This window comes from Rhizobium sp. P44RR-XXIV (assembly GCF_001999485.2).
In the GTDB taxonomy this organism is placed as follows: Bacteria; Pseudomonadota; Alphaproteobacteria; order Rhizobiales; family Rhizobiaceae; genus Rhizobium.
The window spans coordinates 562,485-582,202 of record NZ_MPVZ02000029.1 but is presented as its reverse complement, the minus strand read 5'-3'; the positions used below and the strand labels follow the sequence as shown (position 1 = coordinate 582,202).

Genomic DNA, 19,718 nt, shown 5'->3' with positions numbered 1-19,718 from the left:
CCTCAGTCCGGCCGAAGCCGGGCGAGAAGCGTTTCGAATTCCGGTGTGCCGCGCCGTGCTGTCGCGGTGATCTGACCGCCATCCAGAAGTACGATGCGGTCGGCTATTTCAGCCTCGCGACGAATGTGGGTGGCGATTACGAGGGTGCGCCCAACGGCCACTGCGGCCAATCTTTCGATAACAGCGCGCGCCGTCTTGGCATCGAGGCCTTCCGTCGGTTCATCGAGAAGCCAGATGGGTGTATCCCGCAGTAGAAGCCTGGCGAGCGCCAGCCGGCGCAACTGTCCACCGGAGAGACCACTGCCGCCCTCGCCGAGCCGGGTCGAAAGACCATGCGGCAAGGCTTCGATGTCCTCCCTTAGCCCCGCCGTCGCGAGCGCTTCCAGCAGTCGGCTATCGTCAGCATCCGGTGCGGCCAGCTGCAGATTGCCGCGCACCGTGTCCTGAAACAGCTCGCTGCGCTGCGTCAACCTCGCCGTCGGCACACAGGCAATAGAGCCGCTGTTCGCAGCGATCTCGCCTGCCAGCAATGCCAAAAGTGTCGATTTTCCCACTCCGCTCGGCCCGACGACGGCCAATCGTTCGCCGATTGCCAACGACAGAGACAGACCCGGCAAAGCAGGCCGCGCGGCACCTTCATGTCCGGCGACGGCACCTTTCGCTTTGAAGGCCCAGCCCGCCTCCGGCACGGCGATCTTCTGTGCCGTGGCAACCGGGCTCAACCGCGGAGCTATGCGCTTGGCAGCAAGCAAGGTGCGCCCGAGTTCCAGGGCGCCGCGTCGCATGGCCGCAAACGGCTCCGTGGCAGCGAAGGCAATGAGGAGTGCGAAGGCAGCAGCAGGCGCGCCGATGGTTCCCGCTTTGGCAAGCAACGCGACGCTCAGCAGGGTCGCAGTCAAAAGCAAGGTCGACGCCAGAGAAAAGCCGGCCGCAACCGCGCTGTCGATACGGTTGAGAGCATCATCCGCCTGCGCCAGACGGCGATCCGCCTCGGCAATCGCCTGCTGTTGCGCCTGCAACTGCCCGACCATTGCCAGCTCGGTCTGGCCCGCCACGAGATCGATACTCCGGGCTCGCAAGGCCTCCATCGCATGAGCGCGCCGCCGCCCCGGCTTCAGCGCCATGCGCGCAGCGATAAGCGAAAGACCAAGACAGATGGTTATGAGCCATAGCCCGGCAAGACCGCCAAGCATCGGATCGATGAAGAAGAGCGCGATCGTGATGGCAAACGCCGCGAGGATGGCGACAACGGCCGGCACCAACACACGAAGGTAGAGCGAGTCGAGCGCATCCACATCATTCGTCAGTCGAAACAGCATTTTCGCCGGCCGACGGATCATCGACGCCGCTGCGGCAGGCGCGGCCCAACCGCGAAACAGCCGCTCGCGCAGCGCCGCAAGCACCTTGAGCGTCGCATCATGCGTGACGATCCTTTCGGCGTATCGGGTTGCTGTACGGCCGATTGCCAGCATGCGAATGCCCGCCGATGGCGCAAAAACATCGAAGACCATGGCACTTGCAACTGACATGCCGGCAAAAGCCGAGGCGGTGATGAACCAGCCGGAGAGCCCCAGCAGTCCGCCGCCGGCAAGCATCGCCAGGGCTGAGAGGCCAGCACCGAGTGCAAGGCTCGCTCCGCGTTCGATCCAGAACAGCTTGATGACAGGAAGGAGAGCCGTCAGCGATCGTTTCATGCGGCCGCCCTCCGGGCTTGCGCATCCAGGCTGATAATGCGGCCCAGACGTCCGGCCAGAACTGCATCATGGGTGGCGACGATCAGGATGCGACCCTCGGCAAGCGCAAGCAGTGCATCTGTCACGGCAGACGCGGTCTCGGCGTCGAGATGGGCTGTCGGCTCATCAGCGAGGATGATGTCGGCCTGTTCATCGACCATCATCCGCGCCAGCGCCAATCGCAGCGCTTCACCGCCGGAAAGACCAAGACCTCCCTCCCCGACTGCCGCTACCCGCTCGGCAGTGAAGACCCGATCGAGAGCAACACCTGCAAGGGCAGCCGTAACCGCGTCCCGGTCGATACCGGCGCGCCCGAGAACAACATTGCGCATGACACTGCCGGCAAAGACATGGGGTGATTGGCCTATCCAGGCCATACGACGGCGCAATTCATCTGCCGTATCGTCCCTCAACGGCATGCCGCCGATGCGGATGATACCCGCCTCGTGGCGCGCCAGGCCCGCGATTAGTGACAGGATCGTGGTCTTACCACAGCCGCTTGCCCCCCACAGCGCCACATGTTCACCCGGTGCGATCGACAGATCGAAATGATCAATGACAGGTTTTCGCTCCGGGCTGTGGCGAAAGACCACCCCTTCCAGGTCAACCGAAGCGGCACCAATGGATACCGATGGTTTGCCATCGCTGCCGCCGAGAATGGTCTGTTGCAATGTCGCAAGATGCTTCAACGCCGCAAGAGCCGCCTCGCCATTGGCGCGGTCGTGCCAGACGGCCGACAGTTCGCGCAGCGGCTCGAAGAAGGCCGGAGCGAGCAGAAGGATAAACAGCCCCTGCGTCAGCGTCAGACGACTTCCCCAAGTGCCGACATCGATCGACCCAAGCAGGCTGAAGCCCACATAGACGGCGGTAGCGGCAACACCGAGAGCAGCGAAGAATTCGAGCACTGCCGAGGACAGGAAGGCGATCCTCAGCACAGCCATGGTGCGGACCCGCAGCGATTCCGCATCCGCCCGCAACCGCAACGCCGTCGCATCGACAGCATCGAGCGCACGAATAGTGGCAAGGCCGCGCAGCCGGTCGAGCAGAAAGGCGTTGATGCCGCCGGTTTCGGCGAGCTGCTTTTCGCTCGCAGCCTGGGCGCGCCAGCCGATCAACGCCATGAAAATCGGGATCAACGGCGCGCAGAGAGCCAGGACGAGTGCCGCCACCCAGGAAATCGGCAGAATGCAGGCAAACAAGACCAGCGGCACGGCGCTCGCCTTCAGGCGGGCGGGACGAAACCGTGCCAGATAGGGAACGATCGCTTCGGCCTGCTCACCCACAACGCTTGCGGCCAGTCCGGATGCCGGCCTGGCGCTATCGAGCGGCGAGCGCCTCGCGAGCGATGCAGCGGCGGCAGCGCGATGGACGCTCAATTCTCGTCGAGCCGCGCGGAAAGTCAATCGGCCGCCCACGGCATCCAGGGCTGCACGCAAAATACCAAGACCAGCAACGACAGCAGCGGGAACTGCCACCTCGCTTACGCCGCCGCCCTGGCTGATCGCTCCGACGCCGATCGAAAGCATCGCGGCCTGGCCGACCCACAGCAAAGAGGAAAGACAGAGAATGGCCGACGCAGGACCCAGGCCGGCAACCTGCCTCGTCCACCGATCGGACGTAGCCTCGGGAGTATTGTTGATTGTCGAAATGCTCGAACCCTGAGCCTCTCGTCTTTCCAACATTCCATCGCTGGTGGAGGAAACACTCACTTCGGCCGACCCTTTCCAATCTCATACCATCAAGGAGGGTCCGTCGACGGACGAAGATGGTATGATCCGCATCGCGGACGCATCTTTCCCTCGCCGAACCCAGAACACACTTGCTGCAATCGAAGATATAGGACCGCTAATATGACTGGCTTTCCAGCTCTTGTCAGCGACAAGAGTAACATAGCCCGCCTCGCCGCCAGGTTGATAAGGCAGCAAGTTGTTCGCGACATGGTTCTAGGCGGATTGTGCACTGCGCAAAAGCGCGCAGGATGTCGCAGGGCTTGTTCCTGGCGATGACAGATTGACGCAGAACACCCTGTTATCGCTTCAAAATAGCGAAACCGGCAGCTCATGTCTGCATTGCCGGAACCCAACTGCTGGTCAGATTATTTTTGCAATGCAACATAATGTCGCGACCAATGGACGCCTGCTCGGAGCGTATTGGAGTGCCGCACGCATATCCGAGAGCTCTGGTTATTCGCGCTGCAAGCATATGTGACAGCGGTGATTTTTGATCGCAATGATTGATCTTCGAGACACGGATCGCCGAATCAGCCCTGCACAACCATACTTCACGTCGCGGTCGGCATTCATGACAGCAAGCATAGTCGGGCGAGGCGCGGCCCATGTCGATCTCACAGGAGGCTTGACGGGCGGCGCCATTATCGATGTGCTGGACAAGCGACTAATTATGCAGACAAATTCAGCCTGACATTGCATACGGAACCAGCAGACCGTTCGGATGCCGAGGCGTTTAGGGAGATGACGATGTATGACAGGGTTATGTGTGCAATCGGGCTCGGATCACGCGAACGCGCCGAGCATCTGTTGCGCACCTCCTACGCCCTCCTCAAGCCGAACGGCCAGCTGACCGTAGTCCACATTGTCGAGCGATTTCCCTCGGGACATGAAAGCCCGGACGAATGGGCCGTGTCCGTGATCGGAGAAGCTGAGGAAAAGCTCAATGCGCTCTGCAGGCGTCTTGGCATCACCGCGACGATCGATGTGCGCACCGGCACGGCGTCGAAAACCTTGCTGATCATTGCCAAAGAGAGGAAGGCGGATTTGATTGTCCTAGCGACGCATGCCTCCGATATCCTTGACCGCATCTTCGGCTCGACCGTCGAATATGTCATCCGACATGCCGAATGTTCGGTTCTCATCGACCGCGCCGAGAGATCGGTAACCACGGGCAAAAACTAGCAAACCTCGCGTCCCATCGCGCAATAACCTTGTGATTGCTTGCTTTGCGGTTTGAGAGTGTTACATACCCGCTTCCATCCGGCACCCAAGATGATCTGAATGACCGAAGCCGCCATCACCTGGAGTATTGCCGGACTGACTGCTCTCGGCGTCGTTGCACGTCCGTTCCGATGGCCGGAAGCCGTCTGGGCGGTGCTTGGTGCCGCCCTCCTCCTCGCCTTTCAGCTGATAGGCCCAGCCGATGTCTGGGCAGGCGTATCCAAGGGCTTCGATGTCTATCTCTTCCTGATCGGCATGATGTTGCTGTCGGAGCTAGCCCGCCGGGAGGGGCTGTTCGATTGGGTCGCGGCGATCGCCACTTCCCATGCCAAAGGCTCGCCGCGCCGGCTGTTTCTGCTCGTCTACGTCGTTGGTGTTGTCGTGACCGTGTTTCTGTCGAACGACGCCACCGCGGTCGTCCTCACACCCGCGGTCTATGCCGCCTGCCGCGCGGCACGGGTCAAGGACCCCATGCCCTACCTGCTGGTCTGCGCCTTCATCGCCAATGCCGCCAGCTTCGTCCTGCCGATTTCAAATCCGGCCAATCTTGTCATCTTCGCCGGCGGCGAAATGCCCCCCTTGTCGCGCTGGATGGCAACATTCCTCTTGCCTTCGATCGTCTCGATCATAGTGACCTTTGTCTGCCTTTACTGGACGCAGAGGCAAGCGTTGGCCGAAGACACCATCGCACCAACCGTCGAACAGCCTGCCCTGTCGCAAAGCGCCAGGCTGGCAGGATGGGGACTTTTGGTAACGGCGCTGATCCTGATCAGCGCATCGGCGATGCATCTCGATCTCGGCATCCCCACCTTTGCGGCCGGTATTCTCACGACAGTCATCGTTCTTGCCATCACACGACAAAGCCCGATCGAGACCATCCAGGGGATAAGCTGGAGCGTGCTGCCGCTGGTTGCCGGGCTCTTCGTCATCGTCGAGGCGGTCAACCACACCGGCCTGACTGCTCTTCTATCCGAAAGGCTTGCGTCTCTCGCGGCTCAATCGCAGGTGCAGGCAATCGGGGCGGCAGGACTTTCGGTCGCGCTCGTCTCCAACCTCGTCAACAATTTGCCGGCTGGCCTCTTTGCCGGCAGCGCGGTGCAGACCGCCCATGTCCCCGATGCTATTGCGGGCGCCGTGCTGATCGGCGTCGACCTTGGCCCCAACCTGTCCGTCACGGGATCGCTCGCCACCATTCTTTGGCTTGCCGCCCTGCGTCGCGAAGGCCTTCACATGGGCACCTGGGCTTTCCTGAAGCTCGGCGTGGTCGTGATGTTCCCGGCGCTGATCCTGTCCCTGACAGCTCTCCTGTTGATATAGGACCAAACAAGGACCGCCTTATAGACGACCGGTCGATTATTTGTTACCCACTGGCCATGGTGACCAGAAAGAAATCCGATCTGACACGCAATCACATTCTCGAAATCGGGCGAGAGCTCGTATTGCGTAAGGGTTTTGGCGGTGTGGGGCTCAAGGAACTGCTCGAGCAGAGCGCCGTGCCTAAGGGATCTTTCTACTACTATTTTGCCTCCAAGGAGGCGTTTGGCTGTGCCCTGCTGAAAGACTATTGTGCTGACTATGCCCAGCGCCTTGATACGCTTTTCGGCTGGAAGGGAACCGGCCGCCAGCGATTGATGCACTATTGGAACGCATGGCTTTCGGACGGCAATGCCGGCAGCCTTGCCGATCGGTGCCTAGTCGTGAAACTCGCAGCCGAAATCTCCGATCTTTCGGAAAGCATGCGGGTGATCCTGCTCGGCGGTGTCGACGATCTCCTTCGACGCATCACTACAACGCTTACCGAAGGGCGCGCGGACGGCTCCATCTCCCCCGCTTGCGTCCCGGAGAAAATGGCCCGCTCGCTCTATAGCCTTTGGCTTGGTGCGGCGATCCTGGCCAAACTTGGAAAAGACAAGACACCACTCGATCAGGCCCTGTTTGCCACCGAGCAAGCCCTTTCCGCTCCCGGCAGTCTTTGACCCAAGCCGGGACCGACATATCAACATGCAAGGAAATCAAAATGCGTAGCGCCATTCACGAAGTCTTCGGCGACCCGGCTGCAGTTCTTCGTCTTGCCGAAATGCCTTTGCCGCAGCCGGACGCCGGACAAGTACGGATTCGCACGATTCTATCCCCCATCCACAATCATGACCTTTGGACGGTGCGAGGCGCCTATGGCTACAAGCCGGTATTGCCGGCCATCGGCGGTAGCGAGGCTGTGGGTATCGTCGATGCGATCGGCGCTGGCGTTGATGCGGCGCTGATCGGCAAGCGCGTCGTTGTGGCCGGCGTTCATGGAACCTGGGCCGAGCAGTTCACCGCGCCTGCGGCAAGCCTTGTTCCCGTGCCTGACATCATCAGCGACGAGGCCGCTGCACAGCTCATCGCCATGCCATTCAGCGCCATCGCGCTTTTGGAGTTCCTCAACGTCGAGAAGGGCGATTGGATCATCCAGAATGCGGCAAATGGAGCCGTCGGCAAGACCCTGGCCATGCTGGCGCATAGTCGTGGCGTCCATATCGTCAATCTCGTTCGGCGCGACGCCGGCGTCGAGGAATTGGCCGAATTCGGCATCGAGAATGTCGTCTCGACGGCATCGCCCGATTGGAAAACCAAGGTGCGCGCCATCGTCGGTGACGCCCATATCCGGGCGGCGGTCGATTCCGTTGGCGGCGTCGCAAGCAACAATCTCGCCGACCTGCTGGGGGAAAATGGCGTTCTGGTGTCCTTCGGTACGGCCGCGGGCAAGCCGATGCATATTGCCTCGGGTGCAATCATCTTCAAACAGCTGACCATAAAGGGCTTCTGGGGCAGCAAGATCAGCGCAGCCATGCCTACCGATGAGCGGAAGCGATTGATCGGCGAACTGATCACGCGTGTTGCTTCCGGCGACGTCAAGCTGCCGGTGGAAGCGGCCTATGACATGACGGAGATTGCTGAGGCGGTGAAATCTTCCCTCGCCCCCGGCAAAGTGGGCAAGGTTCTCCTGAAACCATGATCCATATCGATCTCACTCATATGTGACTCCCTTGATATCTCATCATTCTTTAGACCCTGATCAGACTTTTGCGTTATCACACGCAAAAGTCTGATGAGTCGGAGAAGCATTGGTGAGCGCCGTGACATTGGAAGAGGTTGACGATCAAATCCGAAACGGATTTCGACTTCTTCGCTTCAAGCCGGCAATAGAATCGCTCTTCCTCAAAGACTATGCGGTAACCCGCGTCAGATTGGCGCCTGTCTGGGCCATCGTCGGCACGCTGATCTATGATCTGGTCTATTTCGGCGACCGCACCATGATGGCGGACGTCTTTTCGCAGTTGGTGCTGGTGCGCTTCGGGATTTTTACGCCCTTTGCACTGTTCAGCGTCGTGGCATTGCGGCGATGGCCGAGTGCGCTGAACTACGATCTTCTTGCTATCGGCGTGGCCGTGCTCGGCGTTCTGCTGCCGATGTCGGTCGCCATGCACAGCGGCAGCCCATATCTATTCGTCTATCAGAATGGCAATGTCGCCGCCTTCTTGTTCTTCGTCATCGCCCTCAGGCCCCGGTTCGCGACGATCCTGATCGGTCTTGTGCTGATGTGTACGGTGCAGTTCACGACCACGAAGCTCAGCGGCGCCTTCGACGACGTCGTCTACACCGGCATCGTCACCTTCTATGTGACGCTTGCGATCTTCCTGGTGCTGAGCGCCTATTTTACCGAGCATAAGGACCGGCTGAATTTCCTCAATCAGCTTCGCGGCAGCCTGCTGCATGTGCAGCTGGAGCAGAAGTCGGAACGGGATGAACTCACCGGCCTCTTCAACCGCCACTCGCTCGAGCGCGTGCGCTCGTCGATCTGGCGTGCGAACGGCGAGATTGCGTCTGTCGCCATCATCATGCTCGATATCGACAGGTTCAAACTGTTCAACGATGTCCATGGTCATATGGAAGGCGACGATTGTATTCGCGCCGTCTGCCAGTGCATCTCGCGGGAGATCGGTGCCAACGGGACGGCATTCCGTTTCGGTGGAGAGGAAATTCTAGTGCTATTGCCCGATACCAATTGCGAGGTGGCCTACGCCATCGCCGAAAGAACTAGGCGCTCCATCGAAGCCCTCGGCATTCCCCATCGCGGGCTCGACGACGGGCATGTGACTGCCAGCCTTGGCGTCACCTGCGGCAAGACCACACAAGAGTCGCTCGAGGACCTCCTCAAGACAGCTGACGCCGCACTTTATGAGGCAAAGCGGGCGGGCCGAAACACGGTTACCGTGGCACATGTTCCGATGAAGAGCCACAGCCACGAGACCTAAACATCTGACCAACATGGTATTTTGGTGAATTCCCACCACTCGCAGGCGCCATGCAAAAATTCTAAAATTCGCTCTTGTCTCTCTAGTAGCTAGAGGATGTAGCAATGGTTCCAACAGCGAAATTGGAACCTGAACATGACTTCGACAACACAACAGAGCCGCTATCGCGTGGAGGGCATGGACTGCGCTTCCTGCGCCACCAAGATCGACACCGCCGTGCGCCGCCTCCCGGGAGTCGAAGACGTTTCAGTGTCGGTGACGGCCGGTACCATGACCGTCAAGCATCAGGACGACGCAACTCTTGCGCCGGCCATTACGAAGCGGGTCACCGGACTGGGCTACAAGGTCGTCCCACTTCCCCAAAGCGTTGCGCCCGTAGCGGTTAAAGTCGAAGAAGATCAGGCTTGCGGCTGCGGTCACGATCACCACGATCACCATGATCACAAATCGCATGACCATGACGAGCACGACCATGACCATCATAATCACGACCACGGTACGAGCGATCATCGGCACGATCACGCCGGACACAGCCACGCCGCCAAAGTTCAGGATGCAGCCGTTGCCGGTCTTCACGGACATGATCATGGACCGACCACAGGACCGTGGTGGAAATCGTCGAAAGGGCGTTTGACCATCGCCAGCGGCCTAGCCGTTGCGGCAGCCTGGGCTGTCGGCAAGATGGTGCCCGAACTGGACGCCTGGATCTTCACCGCTGCCATGCTGGTCGGCCTCATTCCGATCGCCCGTCGCGCTTTCATGGCCGCGATTGTGGGAACGCCGTTCTCGATCGAAATGCTGATGACGATCGCTGCAATCGGCGCAGTCATCATCGGCGCTAGCGAGGAAGCCGCAGCCGTCGTCTTCCTGTTCCTGATCGGCGAACTGCTGGAAGGTGTTGCGGCGAGCAAGGCGCGGGCCAGCATCCAATCACTGACGGATCTCGTGCCCAAGACCGCGCTTATCGAGGAGAACGGCAAGACCCGCGAAGTGCAGGCTGAAAGCCTGGCCGTGGGCGCGACTATCCTGGTTCGCCCCGGCGATCGAATTCCGGCTGACGGTGTCATCCTGTCCGGCGAAAGCGCCATCGACGAAGCGCCCGTCACCGGCGAGAGCACGCCTGTGCGCAAGGGAGCAGATGCGAACGTCTTTGCCGGAACCGTCAACGGCGATGCGGCCCTTCGCATCCGCGTCACTGCAGCTGCCGCCGACAACACTATCGCCCGTGTCGTCAAGCTGGTCGAGGAAGCACAGGAATCCAAGGCTCCGACTGAACGCTTCATCGATCGCTTTTCGCGCTACTATACGCCCGGCGTCGTTGTTGTCGGCGCGCTCGTCGCCGTCATCCCGCCACTGTTTCTCGGCGGCCCCTGGGGTGAATGGGTCTACAAGGGTCTGGCAATCCTGCTGATCGGCTGCCCCTGTGCCCTGGTCATTTCGACACCCGCCGCTATCGCAGCCTCGCTGTCATCCGGCGCACGGCGCGGCCTTCTCCTCAAGGGCGGAGCCGTCCTGGAAAACATCGGCAAAGTCACGGCCGTTGCCTTCGACAAGACCGGCACCCTGACGGAAGGAAAGCCGAAGGTCACGGATATCGTCGGGCTCGGCATGGACGGCGGCGCGGTGTTGCGCTTGGCGGCGGCCCTTGAAACCGGCTCGAACCACCCGCTTGCCCGCGCAATCCTTGATCGCGCCGCTGCCGATGCCATCGACATCCCTCAGGTCATCGATGCGAAGGCAATCGGTGGCAAGGGCGTGAGCGGCACCGTTGAAGGCGTCGAGGTCTTCCTCGGCTCGCCACAGCCGGCGGCAGACAAGGTTTCTCTGACTGAGGAACAGTTTGTACAGATCGCCAAGCTCAACGATGCCGGGAAGACAGTCTCCCTTTTATTGGTCAACGGTGCTGCCGCCGGCCTGCTGGCGATGCGTGACGAGCCGCGTGCCGATACGGCTGCGGGCCTGAAGGCGCTCACGGATGCCGGCATCAAGACGATCATGCTGACCGGCGACAACAGTCGTACAGCGGAAGCGATCGGCAAGACGCTTGGCATCGAAGTCAGGGCAGAACTGCTGCCCGAGGACAAGCAGCGGATCGTCGGCGAGTTGAAGCGCCAGGGCTTCCGCGTCGCCAAGGTCGGCGATGGCATCAATGATGCCCCGGCGCTCGCTGCGGCCGATGTCGGCATTGCCATGGGCGGCGGCACAGACGTCGCGCTTGAAACCGCCGACGCAGCCGTGCTGCATGGCCGGGTTGGCGACGTCATTGAGATGATCGACCTTTCGAAGCGGACGATGAGCAATATCGGCCAGAACATCACCATCGCGCTCGGCTTGAAGGGCGTGTTCCTGGTTACCACCATCATCGGCATCACGGGTCTGTGGCCGGCAATCCTTGCTGATACCGGAGCAACGGTACTGGTCACCATGAACGCCCTGCGTCTGCTCGGCGGCAAGCGCTGGCGAGTGGCAGCCTAGCAAAAGGAAGATATCGTACGCGGGCGCCGAACGACCTTCGGCGCCCGTCAGGATTTCCTGACGGAAAGATAGCGGCGCGGCGACAGGCCGAATGCCTTCCTGAACATGGCGATAAAGCTGCTGGCGCTCGCATAGCCCAAGCCGTCCGCCACCTCGATGATCGATCTGCCCGCAGTCAAATATTCGAGCGCGAGCAGCAATCGCGCCTGCTGCCGCCAGTTGGCAAAAGACATGCCCGTTTCCGCATTGAACAGCCGCCTCGCCGATCGCTCGGAGATACCGGCTTGTTGCGCTAGCTCATGAAAGGTTTGCTCGCGGGCGGGAACCGCCAGCACGGCTTCGGCGATGCGAAGCACACGCCGATCCGCAGGCATGGGCAGGTGCAGACTTTCGGTCGGCGCCGCGCGAACCTCGTCCATCAAGACAGCAGCAAGACGGCGCTGCTGTGGTGACAGGCCTTCCTCCCAATGCCAGGTGGCGGTTCTTTGTACCAGCGCGCGCAAGACTTCGGTGACGCTCAGAACGCATGGGGTTTTCGGCAAGCCGACACTGGCCGCTGGCGTCAGCAAGATGCCCCAGCCGCTCAACACGCCGTTTGTGCTTGCCTTGTGCATCACACCAGGCGGAATCCAGCCAGCCCGCCGCGGTGGAAGCAACCAGGAGCCCGCCGGCGTGCGCATGTGCACAAGCCCGCTTTCAATACAGAACAGCTGGCCGCGCGCATGGCAATGCCAGTCATATTCGAAGGTCCCGAGACGGAATGGACTGCCGGGCTCATCCGATCCCCAGAAGGTAATAAGCGGCGGTCCATCAAGGCTGTCGCCAATGTTTTCAAGGTCCACGTTTGTTTGACCGGTTTGCGATATTTATCGTCCGAATGTCATTATCACGTCCACGGCTCCCTGCGCTATCGTTCTTGCGAACCGAGAGTTTGAAAGCGGAACGGAACCGAAGAATTCATGCAGGATTTTCATGTCGTCATCATCGGCGCGGGCCTTGGGGGCCTGTGCCTCGCACAGGGTTTGAAGCGCTTCGGCATCAGTTTTGATGTCTATGAACGCGACCCGGCGCCCGATAGCCGCATTCAGGGCTATCGCATCCGGATAGACGCCGACGGGCAAAAGGCTCTGCAAGCGTGCCTGACACCCGAACTCTTTGACCTCTTTCGTGCCACTGCCTCCATCAGCATCTCGGCCGGTCGCTTCCTGACGCCGCAACTTCTGCCCATCTCCGGCCGAACGCCCGCAAGCTGGGCCACGGATGAGGACGAGGACGCAGGCGATCTGAGCGTCAACAGGCAGACCCTTCGCGAAATCCTGCTGTCCGGAATCGAAGAGCATGTTCATTTCGGGCATGGATTCACTAGATATCGCTGCATGGGCGATGGATCTGTAGAGGCTCTGTTCGAAGGCCTCTCTCCAATATTCTGCAACCTGCTGGTCGGCGCGGATGGCGTGAATTCGGCGGTGCGTCGACAGTTGATCCCCTATGCCGAACCGATCGATACAGGGTCGATCTGCGTCTACGGCAAGATCGAGTTGCCACTGGCGATGGATTCCGACGTGTTCAGCGATGGCACCACCGTGATCTTTGCCGATGGCTGCACCGCGATTTTCGATGCCATGCGTTTTGCCGGCGATTTTTCGAAGCTTGCCGCAGGGCACGTGCCCGGCTGCAAACTGACGCCGATAGCCGACTACCTCTATTGGGCTTTGATTGGCCCGGTTCAGCGACTGGGTCCGAAGAATTATGATCACGCGCAAGACCTGCCGATCCTGCTTCGGACTGCGCTGCGCGGCTGGCATCCCGATCTCAAACAGATCATCACCCGCAGCAAGCCAGAGGCGGTGGCTGCCCTGCCCGTTCGAAGCGGGCGCCCCGATGCTTTATGGCCGCTCGGCTCTGTCACGCTTCTGGGGGATGCGATCCATGCGATGAGCCCGGCCGGCGGCCTTGGCGCGAACACGGCGCTCGAAGATGCGCGTGTGCTTGCCAAGATTCTCGCCGATGCCCGCGCGGCCGCAAGGCCGGCCAATATCGCGCTGCTCGACTACGAAGCCGATATGCGCGAACGAGCGGGCCGCGCCATCGATACGTCCGAACGCGGCGCAGCAATGCTGTTCAAAGATATTGCTTGAGGAAAAAATATCATGACAATCGACACAACCACCTTCACCTTTCACGATGTCTCCCTGTGGCCGATCGTCCGCCAGAGCGCTCAATCGGTACGGCCTGGCTATGCGGCACAATGGGAGCGGGAGATGGATTCCTTCCTCGCCATCTCCATGCCCTTCGTCGTGATCATGGAAGGTGACCAGCCGGCCGAAGATCATGAGGATCGCAAGGCAAGGGGCATCTGGCTGAAAAGAAACAAGGCGGCTCTCGCCGCAAACTGCAAGGCAGTTATCGGCGTCGAGGCCAGCGCCATCAAGCGCGCTGCCATACAGGTTCAGATGAGCCTGGCAACGAAAGCGTTCGGCACCCGCATGGAAATTGTCGCCTCGCCGAGCGAGGCGCTCGAGCTCGCCGAGAAAATTCTCAAGGCAAAAGAGGACGGAGCTAATAGCTGATATCTGCCCCGGCTCCTGTAACAATACGTTGCCCAATGGCAACAGATGTTTAAAAACATGAGATTTATAATCAAGATAAATCCCGGCCACGCGGCAAGCGAGTCGAGCAAAAGCAAGCACTTATCGGGGCGGCGCGCTCATAACCATGGAGCGCGCACCCCCATTTTAGAAGCGATCTAATAGATTGAGATTGCGAGGCATTTATCGATCACCTACAGCCGACATTCGGGCCTTTCGAGGCTTGAAGTCTGGATGAAGTCGATGAATGCCAAGACCTTTGATATCGCTGGTTTATACGTTTCCGAACAAGGGCGCCTGCGCCAGCTCGTCCGGCGCCTTGTCGGCAACAGGGCGACGACGGAAGATCTCGTCCATCAGGCCTTCATCAAGCTGCTCGCAGCCGCGGATGCCGGCAATCTCGACAATTGCCCGGCCTATCTGACGACGACGGCGCGCAACCTCGCGCTAAATCACCTCCGTGATCTCAAGCGGCACGGCGAAATCGGCATTCCGGACACAGAGCTCCACGCCATACCGGATGCCCGTCCCTCACCGGAAATGACGGCGATTTATCGTTGCGAGTTGCGGCGCGTTCTGCAGGCGGTCGCATCGCTGCCGCCGAAACGTCGCGAGGCCTTCGTCCTCAACAAATTCGAGGGCATGAGCTACGATGAAATCGCCGCCCGTCAGGGCATTTCCCGTAACACCGTGATTTCCCACATTGTTATCGCTCTTGCCGATCTCGACCGGAAGATCGGCCGCAATTAATCCGGTTTCCGATTCATTAGATTGCTCGCCTGAAGTGTCATTGGGAATAGAGGCCTTGACACACCGGAGCGGGCCGAGCGCCCGGACTGTGAAGCGATATGAACGAAGACGCCACCGATCCGATCGTCATGGAAGCATTGGAATGGTTCGTGCGGATGCGCGACGACAAGGTTACGGCGGCCGACCGACAGGCCTTCGAGGCCTGGCTCACCGCGAATGACGCCCATGTAGCCGCCTGGGAGCACGCTCAGACCCTCTGGGCACGCTTCGACATCATGCAGCCGGAATTCGACCGAATGCGCCGCGGTCGTCCTCTCCTGTCGCGACGCAATTTCGTCCTGGGTTCCGTCGCAATCATCGGCGGGCTTGGTGGCCTCTATGCCATCAATCAGCCGGGCCTTTTTGCGGAATACAAAACCGACATAGGCGAGCGCAGGACGATCGGCCTGCCCGATGGCAGCACTGTCGAGCTAGGGAGCTATTCGGCACTCTCGACGCATTTCAGCGAGAAGGAGCGGCGCGTCGAGCTTTATCGCGGCGAAGGCTTCTTCGATGTGTCGCGCGATCCGGCTCGCCCTTTTCTAGTGGATGCCGGGGGTGGAAACACCCGCGCACTCGGAACGAAGTTCGATGTGAAATTCGTAGACGATCTCGTCACCGTCGCCGTCAGCGAACATGCTGTGCAAGTCCAAGGAGGCGGATTCTCCAACCTGCGACTGGAAGAGGGATGGCAGGTCAGCTATGGCCGCGACGGTCTCGGTCAGCCGATAGAGGCAAGTCTCGACACTGTGGAGGCATGGCGCAGCGACCGGATCATCTTCCAGGACGTGCCCTTGCGGCGCGTATTGGCGGAGCTGGAGCGCTACCGGCGCGGCCGCATCATTCTCATGGATAGCAGCATCGGCGACATACCGGTTACGGCGATTTTCGAGACCGCGCGCACCGAAAGCGCTCTGCAGACCATTGCCGATACGCTCGGTATCCGCCTCCTGAGTGCCGCCAACTATGTCACGCTTGTCTACCGCGCCGGCTAAATTCTAAAACATGAATTTTTTTCTCAACTCATTCATTAGTTCTGCCCAGCCGGGTGTCTAACCTTTCGAGGCCATCAAACCGAGGCCGTTGAGCAGCAATCCCGCATTGGCGGGCACAGAATGCAGGTGGGCGATGCAGTACCGCGGACATGACAATCAAATATCCCGGCAAAAATGCCGAAGCAGCAAACTGCGCTGCAACCATTCCCTTGCATTCGCGCTGCTGGTCACGACCGCGCTCGGCACCATCATTGCCGCCCCTGCGCCTGTCTTCGCGCAAGCGGCCGAGAAGACCGGCCGCGTCGCCTACAACATCCCGCCGCTGCCTCTGTCCCAAGCTCTCGTCCAATTCTCGAAAGTGACCGGCATCCAGCTTTTCTTCAGCGCCGATGTGGCGCGCGGCATAAGCTCGAGAGGTGCCAGCGGATCGCTGACCCGCACCGAAGCCTTGGACAAGATCCTGGCCGGATCAGGCCTGACCTATCATTTCACCAACGCAACGACGGTGACGATTTCCAACCCGGCCGCTGCAGCTGCAGGAGCGGCGGCGGCCAATGGAGCAACGACGCTCGCTCCCATCGTGGTGCAGGCGGCCAAGCAGAATGGTTTCGTCTCGACCGACGGCAACGTCGCGTCGAAGTCCGGCATCCCGCTGCTGGAAACGCCGCAATCCGTGCAGGTGGTCACCAAAGCTCAGCTTGAGGTTCAAAAGCCGCAGACCGTTCGTCAAGCCATTGCCTATTCGGCCGGCGTGACTACGCCTGACAGCCCTGACAACCGGCTGGACAATTTTCTGGTTCGCGGGTTCCAGATCGACCAATATTATAATGGCCTGAAGCTCCAGCAGGGAACCTGGGCCGTGCCGAAGGTCGATCCCTTCTTCCTCGACAGCATCGAAGTCCTGCAGGGTCCCGCCTCGGTTCTCTACGGCCAGGGATCGCCCGGCGGTCTTCTCAACATGGTCGGCAAGAAGCCGACGGATGAACCGCTGCACGAGATCCAGTTTCAGACCGGCAGCCACAACCGCGCCCAGGCGGCCTTCGATTTCAGCGGACCAGTGAATGACGATGGCACATTGCTCTATCGCCTGACCGGATTGGGCCGCACGACCGGCACCCAGGTCGAGAACCAGCGCGAAGAGCGCGTCGAGATTGCCCCATCCGTGACGATCAAGCCGGACGAAGATACCAAGCTGACGATCCTCGGCGACTACCTCAACGACCCGAGGGGCGGATTCTGGAGCCGTCTGCCGGCGACCGGAACCATACTCCCCACGAGCCGCGGCACCTATTTCCCGACTGACCTCTTCACGGGCGACAAGGATTTCGATCGCATGCGGCGCCAGCAGCAAAGCATCGGATACGAATTCGAGCACCGCTTCAACGATATCTGGACCATACGGCAGAACGTGCGCTTCCAGCACATGAGCGTCGACTATGCCGAATTGCAGGCCTCCGCCCTGGCCGCCGATGGCCATACATTGAGCCGATCGGCCTATACGGCGCAGGAACAGCTCAACACGCTTGCGATCGATAACCAGGCCGAAGCGGACTTCGATACCGGGCCCGCCGCGCACAAGGCCATTCTGGGATTGGACTACCAGTATAAGAACTGGAACAATCTCACCCATTATGGCGCAGGCCCGTCACTCGATCTCGACAATCCCGACTATACGCAGGCCGTGAAGCTGCCCGCCATTTTCCAGAATGCCAGCCAGAGACAGCAGCAGTTCGGCCTCTATGCGCAGGACCAGCTCAAGCTTGATAATTGGGCCCTGCTATTGTCCGCTCGCCACGATTGGGCCTCGACGGACAGCGACAATTACCTGAAGAACGTCACGACCGATCAGAACGACCATGCCTTCACATGGCGCGCCGGCCTGACCTATCTCTTCGACAATGGTTTCGCGCCCTATGCAAGCTACGCGACGTCCTTCAATCCCACGATCGGCGTCAGCGCCTCAGGCGACCCCTTCAAGCCGACCACAGGCGATCAGTACGAAGTCGGCATCAAATACCAGCCCACCGGCTATGACAGCTTCATCACCGCGTCGCTTTACGACCTGACGCAGCAGAACTACCTGACCAACACCCTGACGACACCCGTCGTCCAGACGCAGGTCGGAGAGGTCAGAAGCCGGGGCGGTCAGATCTCCGGTGTTGCCAGCATCAATGACGAGCTTAACCTGACCGCATCCTACGCCTATCTCAGCAACGAAATCCTGAAGGCGAGCGACGGCACGGCGGGCAACCGCATCGCCAACTTGCCTGCCAACACCGCATCGCTATGGGCCGACTACAAGTTCCAGGATGGAACAGCCGACGGGCTCGGCCTGGGCTTCGGCGTCCGCTATATCGGCAGCCGCTACGCCACCAACGCCAACACAGTGAAGATGCCCGACCATGTGGTGTTCGATGCGGCGGTGAACTACGATCTCGGAAAGCTATCAAACGAGATGCGTGGAGCGACATTTGCCTTGAACGTATCGAACCTGTTCGACAAGCACTTCATCAGCGATTGCACCGCGGCTGGTTGCGTGTACGGCATGCGCCGCACCGTCTTCGCCACGCTCGGGTACAAATGGTGACGAGAGAAGCAAAGGGCGCCATGGCCGGCATCGGGCGACGCGCGGTGCTGGCAGGTCTCGTAGCCACATGGGCCGGCGGCATATCCCTGCGGGCAGCCGGGCTGCCCGACGCTCCAGCGGCAGACGCTCCGCGCGTCGCCGCATTGGACTGGGGCATTGCCGCGACGCTTATGGCTCTTGGCGTCGTGCCGGTCGGCGTGCCCGCACCACGCTGGTGTGACCGCTACGTCGTCGACCCCGTCCTGCCGGCTTCCGTCGTCGATGTCGGGCTGTTGTTTACGCCGAATTTCGAGGTGCTGCTGGCGCTCGCTCCCAGCCTGATCGTCACCACGCCAACCTTGCAGCAGGCAGCGCCGATGCTTCAGCGCATCGCACCCGTCTATGGCGACCTGTTGTTCCAGCCCGCACCGGACGTTCTTGAAATCGCCGAGCGCGGGACACTCGGCCTTGCCGACAGGATCGGCATCCGCGATGCAGGCGAACGCCTCGTTGAATCCACGCGCGTCGAACTGAACATGGCTCGCCAGCGCCTCTCGGGCTATGCCGGAAGGCCCGTGCTGCTGGCAAGTCCGCTTGATAACCGGCATGTCAGCCTGTTCGGCCTCAATAGTCTCTATGGTGGCGTGCTGCGGCATATCGGCCTGCCGCTCGCTGAGCCGAATATATCGGGTGAATTCATGATCGTCGGGCTTGAGAAGCTCGGAGCCTATAACGACGCCACGATGGTGCTGATCGATAGTCCGCTCGCGCCGGGAATGGCGAGCCGACTGACGGAAAATCGCCTATGGCGAACCTTCCCATTTGTCCGCGAGGGGCGATTGCGTGCCATGCCCACCGTGCTGGGCTCCGGTGGCTTGCCATCCGCGTCCCGTTTCGCGCGGCTGCTTACCACCGCGTTGAGCGACAATGGCAAGGAAACGCCATGATGCTTGCACAAGACAAGTTTCGCCCAGGTCCGGCCGCGATCATCCTCTGCCTGTTTTTGGCCGCTCTCGTTTCCGCTGCAATGCGGCTCTCGGAGCTGTTGCCTGTGCATGATTGGTGGCAGGTGGCTGCCAATCCCGATCTCAATTCCTATGTGCAGGTGCTCGTTCACGACAGCGTCCTGCCGCGCTTTCTGATCGCGCTGGTCGCCGGGGGTGCGTTGGGACTGTCGGGCACCATATTCCAGCAGGTACTGCGCACGCCGCTTGCCGATCCATCGACGCTCGGCGTTTCGGCCGGTGCCTATCTTGCGCTGGCGCTTGCAACCCTTTGGTTTCCCGCCTTGGCATTGTCGGTGCGCGAGCTGATTGCTCTCGCCGG

General features: G+C 60.5%; 15 protein-coding genes. 12 read left to right on the top strand and 3 right to left on the bottom strand.

What is annotated here, in order from left to right; genetic code table 11:
* Positions 1-2: 2 nt before the first annotated feature.
* On the bottom strand, positions 3-1,694 hold the full coding sequence (cydC, locus tag BSK43_RS28770; RefSeq protein WP_077468139.1) for a thiol reductant ABC exporter subunit CydC: 1,692 nt from the start codon (positions 1,692-1,694) through the stop codon (positions 3-5).
* Entirely contained in the window at positions 1,691-3,442 is a 1,752-nt protein-coding gene (gene cydD, locus BSK43_RS28765) for a thiol reductant ABC exporter subunit CydD (RefSeq protein ID WP_246662719.1), read from the bottom strand. The genes cydC and cydD overlap by 4 nt, the downstream gene beginning before the upstream one ends.
* A gap of 768 nt (positions 3,443-4,210) precedes the next feature.
* Between cydD and BSK43_RS28760 the strand changes: the two genes are divergently transcribed.
* From BSK43_RS28760 to BSK43_RS28735, 6 genes are all read left to right on the top strand, one after another.
* On the top strand, positions 4,211-4,645 hold the full coding sequence (locus BSK43_RS28760; RefSeq protein WP_077468137.1) for a universal stress protein: 435 nt from the start codon (positions 4,211-4,213) through the stop codon (positions 4,643-4,645).
* 99 nt (positions 4,646-4,744) lie between these two features.
* A complete protein-coding gene (locus tag BSK43_RS28755; RefSeq protein ID WP_077468136.1) occupies positions 4,745-6,001 on the top strand; it encodes an arsenic transporter in 1,257 nt (418 codons plus the stop codon).
* Between the two features lie 56 nt (positions 6,002-6,057).
* A complete protein-coding gene (locus BSK43_RS28750; RefSeq protein WP_068392790.1) occupies positions 6,058-6,660 on the top strand; it encodes a TetR/AcrR family transcriptional regulator in 603 nt (200 codons plus the stop codon).
* Positions 6,661-6,701: 41 nt separating this feature from the next.
* Complete coding sequence (locus BSK43_RS28745) at positions 6,702-7,679, top strand: zinc-binding dehydrogenase (RefSeq protein ID WP_077468135.1); 978 nt, start codon at positions 6,702-6,704, stop codon at positions 7,677-7,679.
* A gap of 112 nt (positions 7,680-7,791) precedes the next feature.
* The gene (locus BSK43_RS28740; protein ID WP_077468295.1) at positions 7,792-8,979 is read left to right on the top strand and encodes a diguanylate cyclase; all 1,188 of its coding nucleotides are present in this window, start codon (positions 7,792-7,794) and stop codon (positions 8,977-8,979) included.
* Positions 8,980-9,114: 135 nt separating this feature from the next.
* Positions 9,115-11,454 (top strand): heavy metal translocating P-type ATPase, encoded by a 2,340-nt coding sequence (locus BSK43_RS28735; protein WP_077468134.1) that lies wholly within the window; start codon positions 9,115-9,117, stop codon positions 11,452-11,454.
* Positions 11,455-11,501: 47 nt separating this feature from the next.
* Here the strand turns inward: BSK43_RS28735 and BSK43_RS28730 are convergent, their stop codons facing one another.
* Positions 11,502-12,296, bottom strand: a complete 795-nt coding sequence (locus BSK43_RS28730) for a helix-turn-helix transcriptional regulator (RefSeq protein WP_077468133.1) — start codon at positions 12,294-12,296, stop codon at positions 11,502-11,504.
* 117 nt (positions 12,297-12,413) lie between these two features.
* On the opposite strand from BSK43_RS28730, the gene BSK43_RS28725 reads away from it, so the two are divergent.
* From BSK43_RS28725 to BSK43_RS28700, 6 genes are all read left to right on the top strand, one after another.
* Positions 12,414-13,592 (top strand): NAD(P)/FAD-dependent oxidoreductase, encoded by a 1,179-nt coding sequence (locus BSK43_RS28725; protein WP_077468132.1) that lies wholly within the window; start codon positions 12,414-12,416, stop codon positions 13,590-13,592.
* Positions 13,593-13,604: 12 nt separating this feature from the next.
* Positions 13,605-14,024 carry a hypothetical protein gene (locus BSK43_RS28720; protein WP_077468131.1) on the top strand — a complete coding sequence of 140 codons (420 nt, stop codon included), beginning with the start codon at positions 13,605-13,607 and terminating at the stop codon, positions 14,022-14,024.
* Between the two features lie 261 nt (positions 14,025-14,285).
* On the top strand, positions 14,286-14,792 hold the full coding sequence (locus BSK43_RS28715; RefSeq protein ID WP_077468294.1) for a sigma-70 family RNA polymerase sigma factor: 507 nt from the start codon (positions 14,286-14,288) through the stop codon (positions 14,790-14,792).
* Between the two features lie 98 nt (positions 14,793-14,890).
* Positions 14,891-15,826 carry a FecR family protein gene (locus BSK43_RS28710; protein ID WP_077468130.1) on the top strand — a complete coding sequence of 312 codons (936 nt, stop codon included), beginning with the start codon at positions 14,891-14,893 and terminating at the stop codon, positions 15,824-15,826.
* Positions 15,827-15,959: 133 nt separating this feature from the next.
* The gene (locus BSK43_RS28705; protein WP_077468129.1) at positions 15,960-18,413 is read left to right on the top strand and encodes a TonB-dependent siderophore receptor; all 2,454 of its coding nucleotides are present in this window, start codon (positions 15,960-15,962) and stop codon (positions 18,411-18,413) included.
* Positions 18,410-19,339: an ABC transporter substrate-binding protein gene (locus BSK43_RS28700; protein WP_169055478.1), complete on the top strand. Its 930-nt coding sequence runs from the start codon at positions 18,410-18,412 to the stop codon at positions 19,337-19,339. The genes BSK43_RS28705 and BSK43_RS28700 overlap by 4 nt, the downstream gene beginning before the upstream one ends.
* Positions 19,340-19,718 lie beyond the last annotated feature (379 nt).

Excerpts from the sequence above, each read along its gene's own strand:
- cydC (WP_077468139.1), bottom strand. The coding sequence starts at position 1,694 with ATGAAACGATCGCTGACGGCTCTCCTTCCTGTCATCAAGCTGTTCTGG.
- BSK43_RS28760 (WP_077468137.1), top strand. The coding sequence starts at position 4,211 with ATGTATGACAGGGTTATGTGTGCAATCGGGCTCGGATCACGCGAACGC.
- BSK43_RS28755 (WP_077468136.1), top strand. The coding sequence starts at position 4,745 with ATGACCGAAGCCGCCATCACCTGGAGTATTGCCGGACTGACTGCTCTC.
- BSK43_RS28750 (WP_068392790.1), top strand. The coding sequence starts at position 6,058 with ATGGTGACCAGAAAGAAATCCGATCTGACACGCAATCACATTCTCGAA.
- BSK43_RS28745 (WP_077468135.1), top strand. The coding sequence starts at position 6,702 with ATGCGTAGCGCCATTCACGAAGTCTTCGGCGACCCGGCTGCAGTTCTT.
- BSK43_RS28735 (WP_077468134.1), top strand. The coding sequence starts at position 9,115 with ATGACTTCGACAACACAACAGAGCCGCTATCGCGTGGAGGGCATGGAC.
- BSK43_RS28725 (WP_077468132.1), top strand. The coding sequence starts at position 12,414 with ATGCAGGATTTTCATGTCGTCATCATCGGCGCGGGCCTTGGGGGCCTG.
- BSK43_RS28720 (WP_077468131.1), top strand. The coding sequence starts at position 13,605 with ATGACAATCGACACAACCACCTTCACCTTTCACGATGTCTCCCTGTGG.
- BSK43_RS28715 (WP_077468294.1), top strand. The coding sequence starts at position 14,286 with ATGAATGCCAAGACCTTTGATATCGCTGGTTTATACGTTTCCGAACAA.
- BSK43_RS28710 (WP_077468130.1), top strand. The coding sequence starts at position 14,891 with ATGAACGAAGACGCCACCGATCCGATCGTCATGGAAGCATTGGAATGG.
- BSK43_RS28705 (WP_077468129.1), top strand. The coding sequence starts at position 15,960 with ATGCAGTACCGCGGACATGACAATCAAATATCCCGGCAAAAATGCCGA.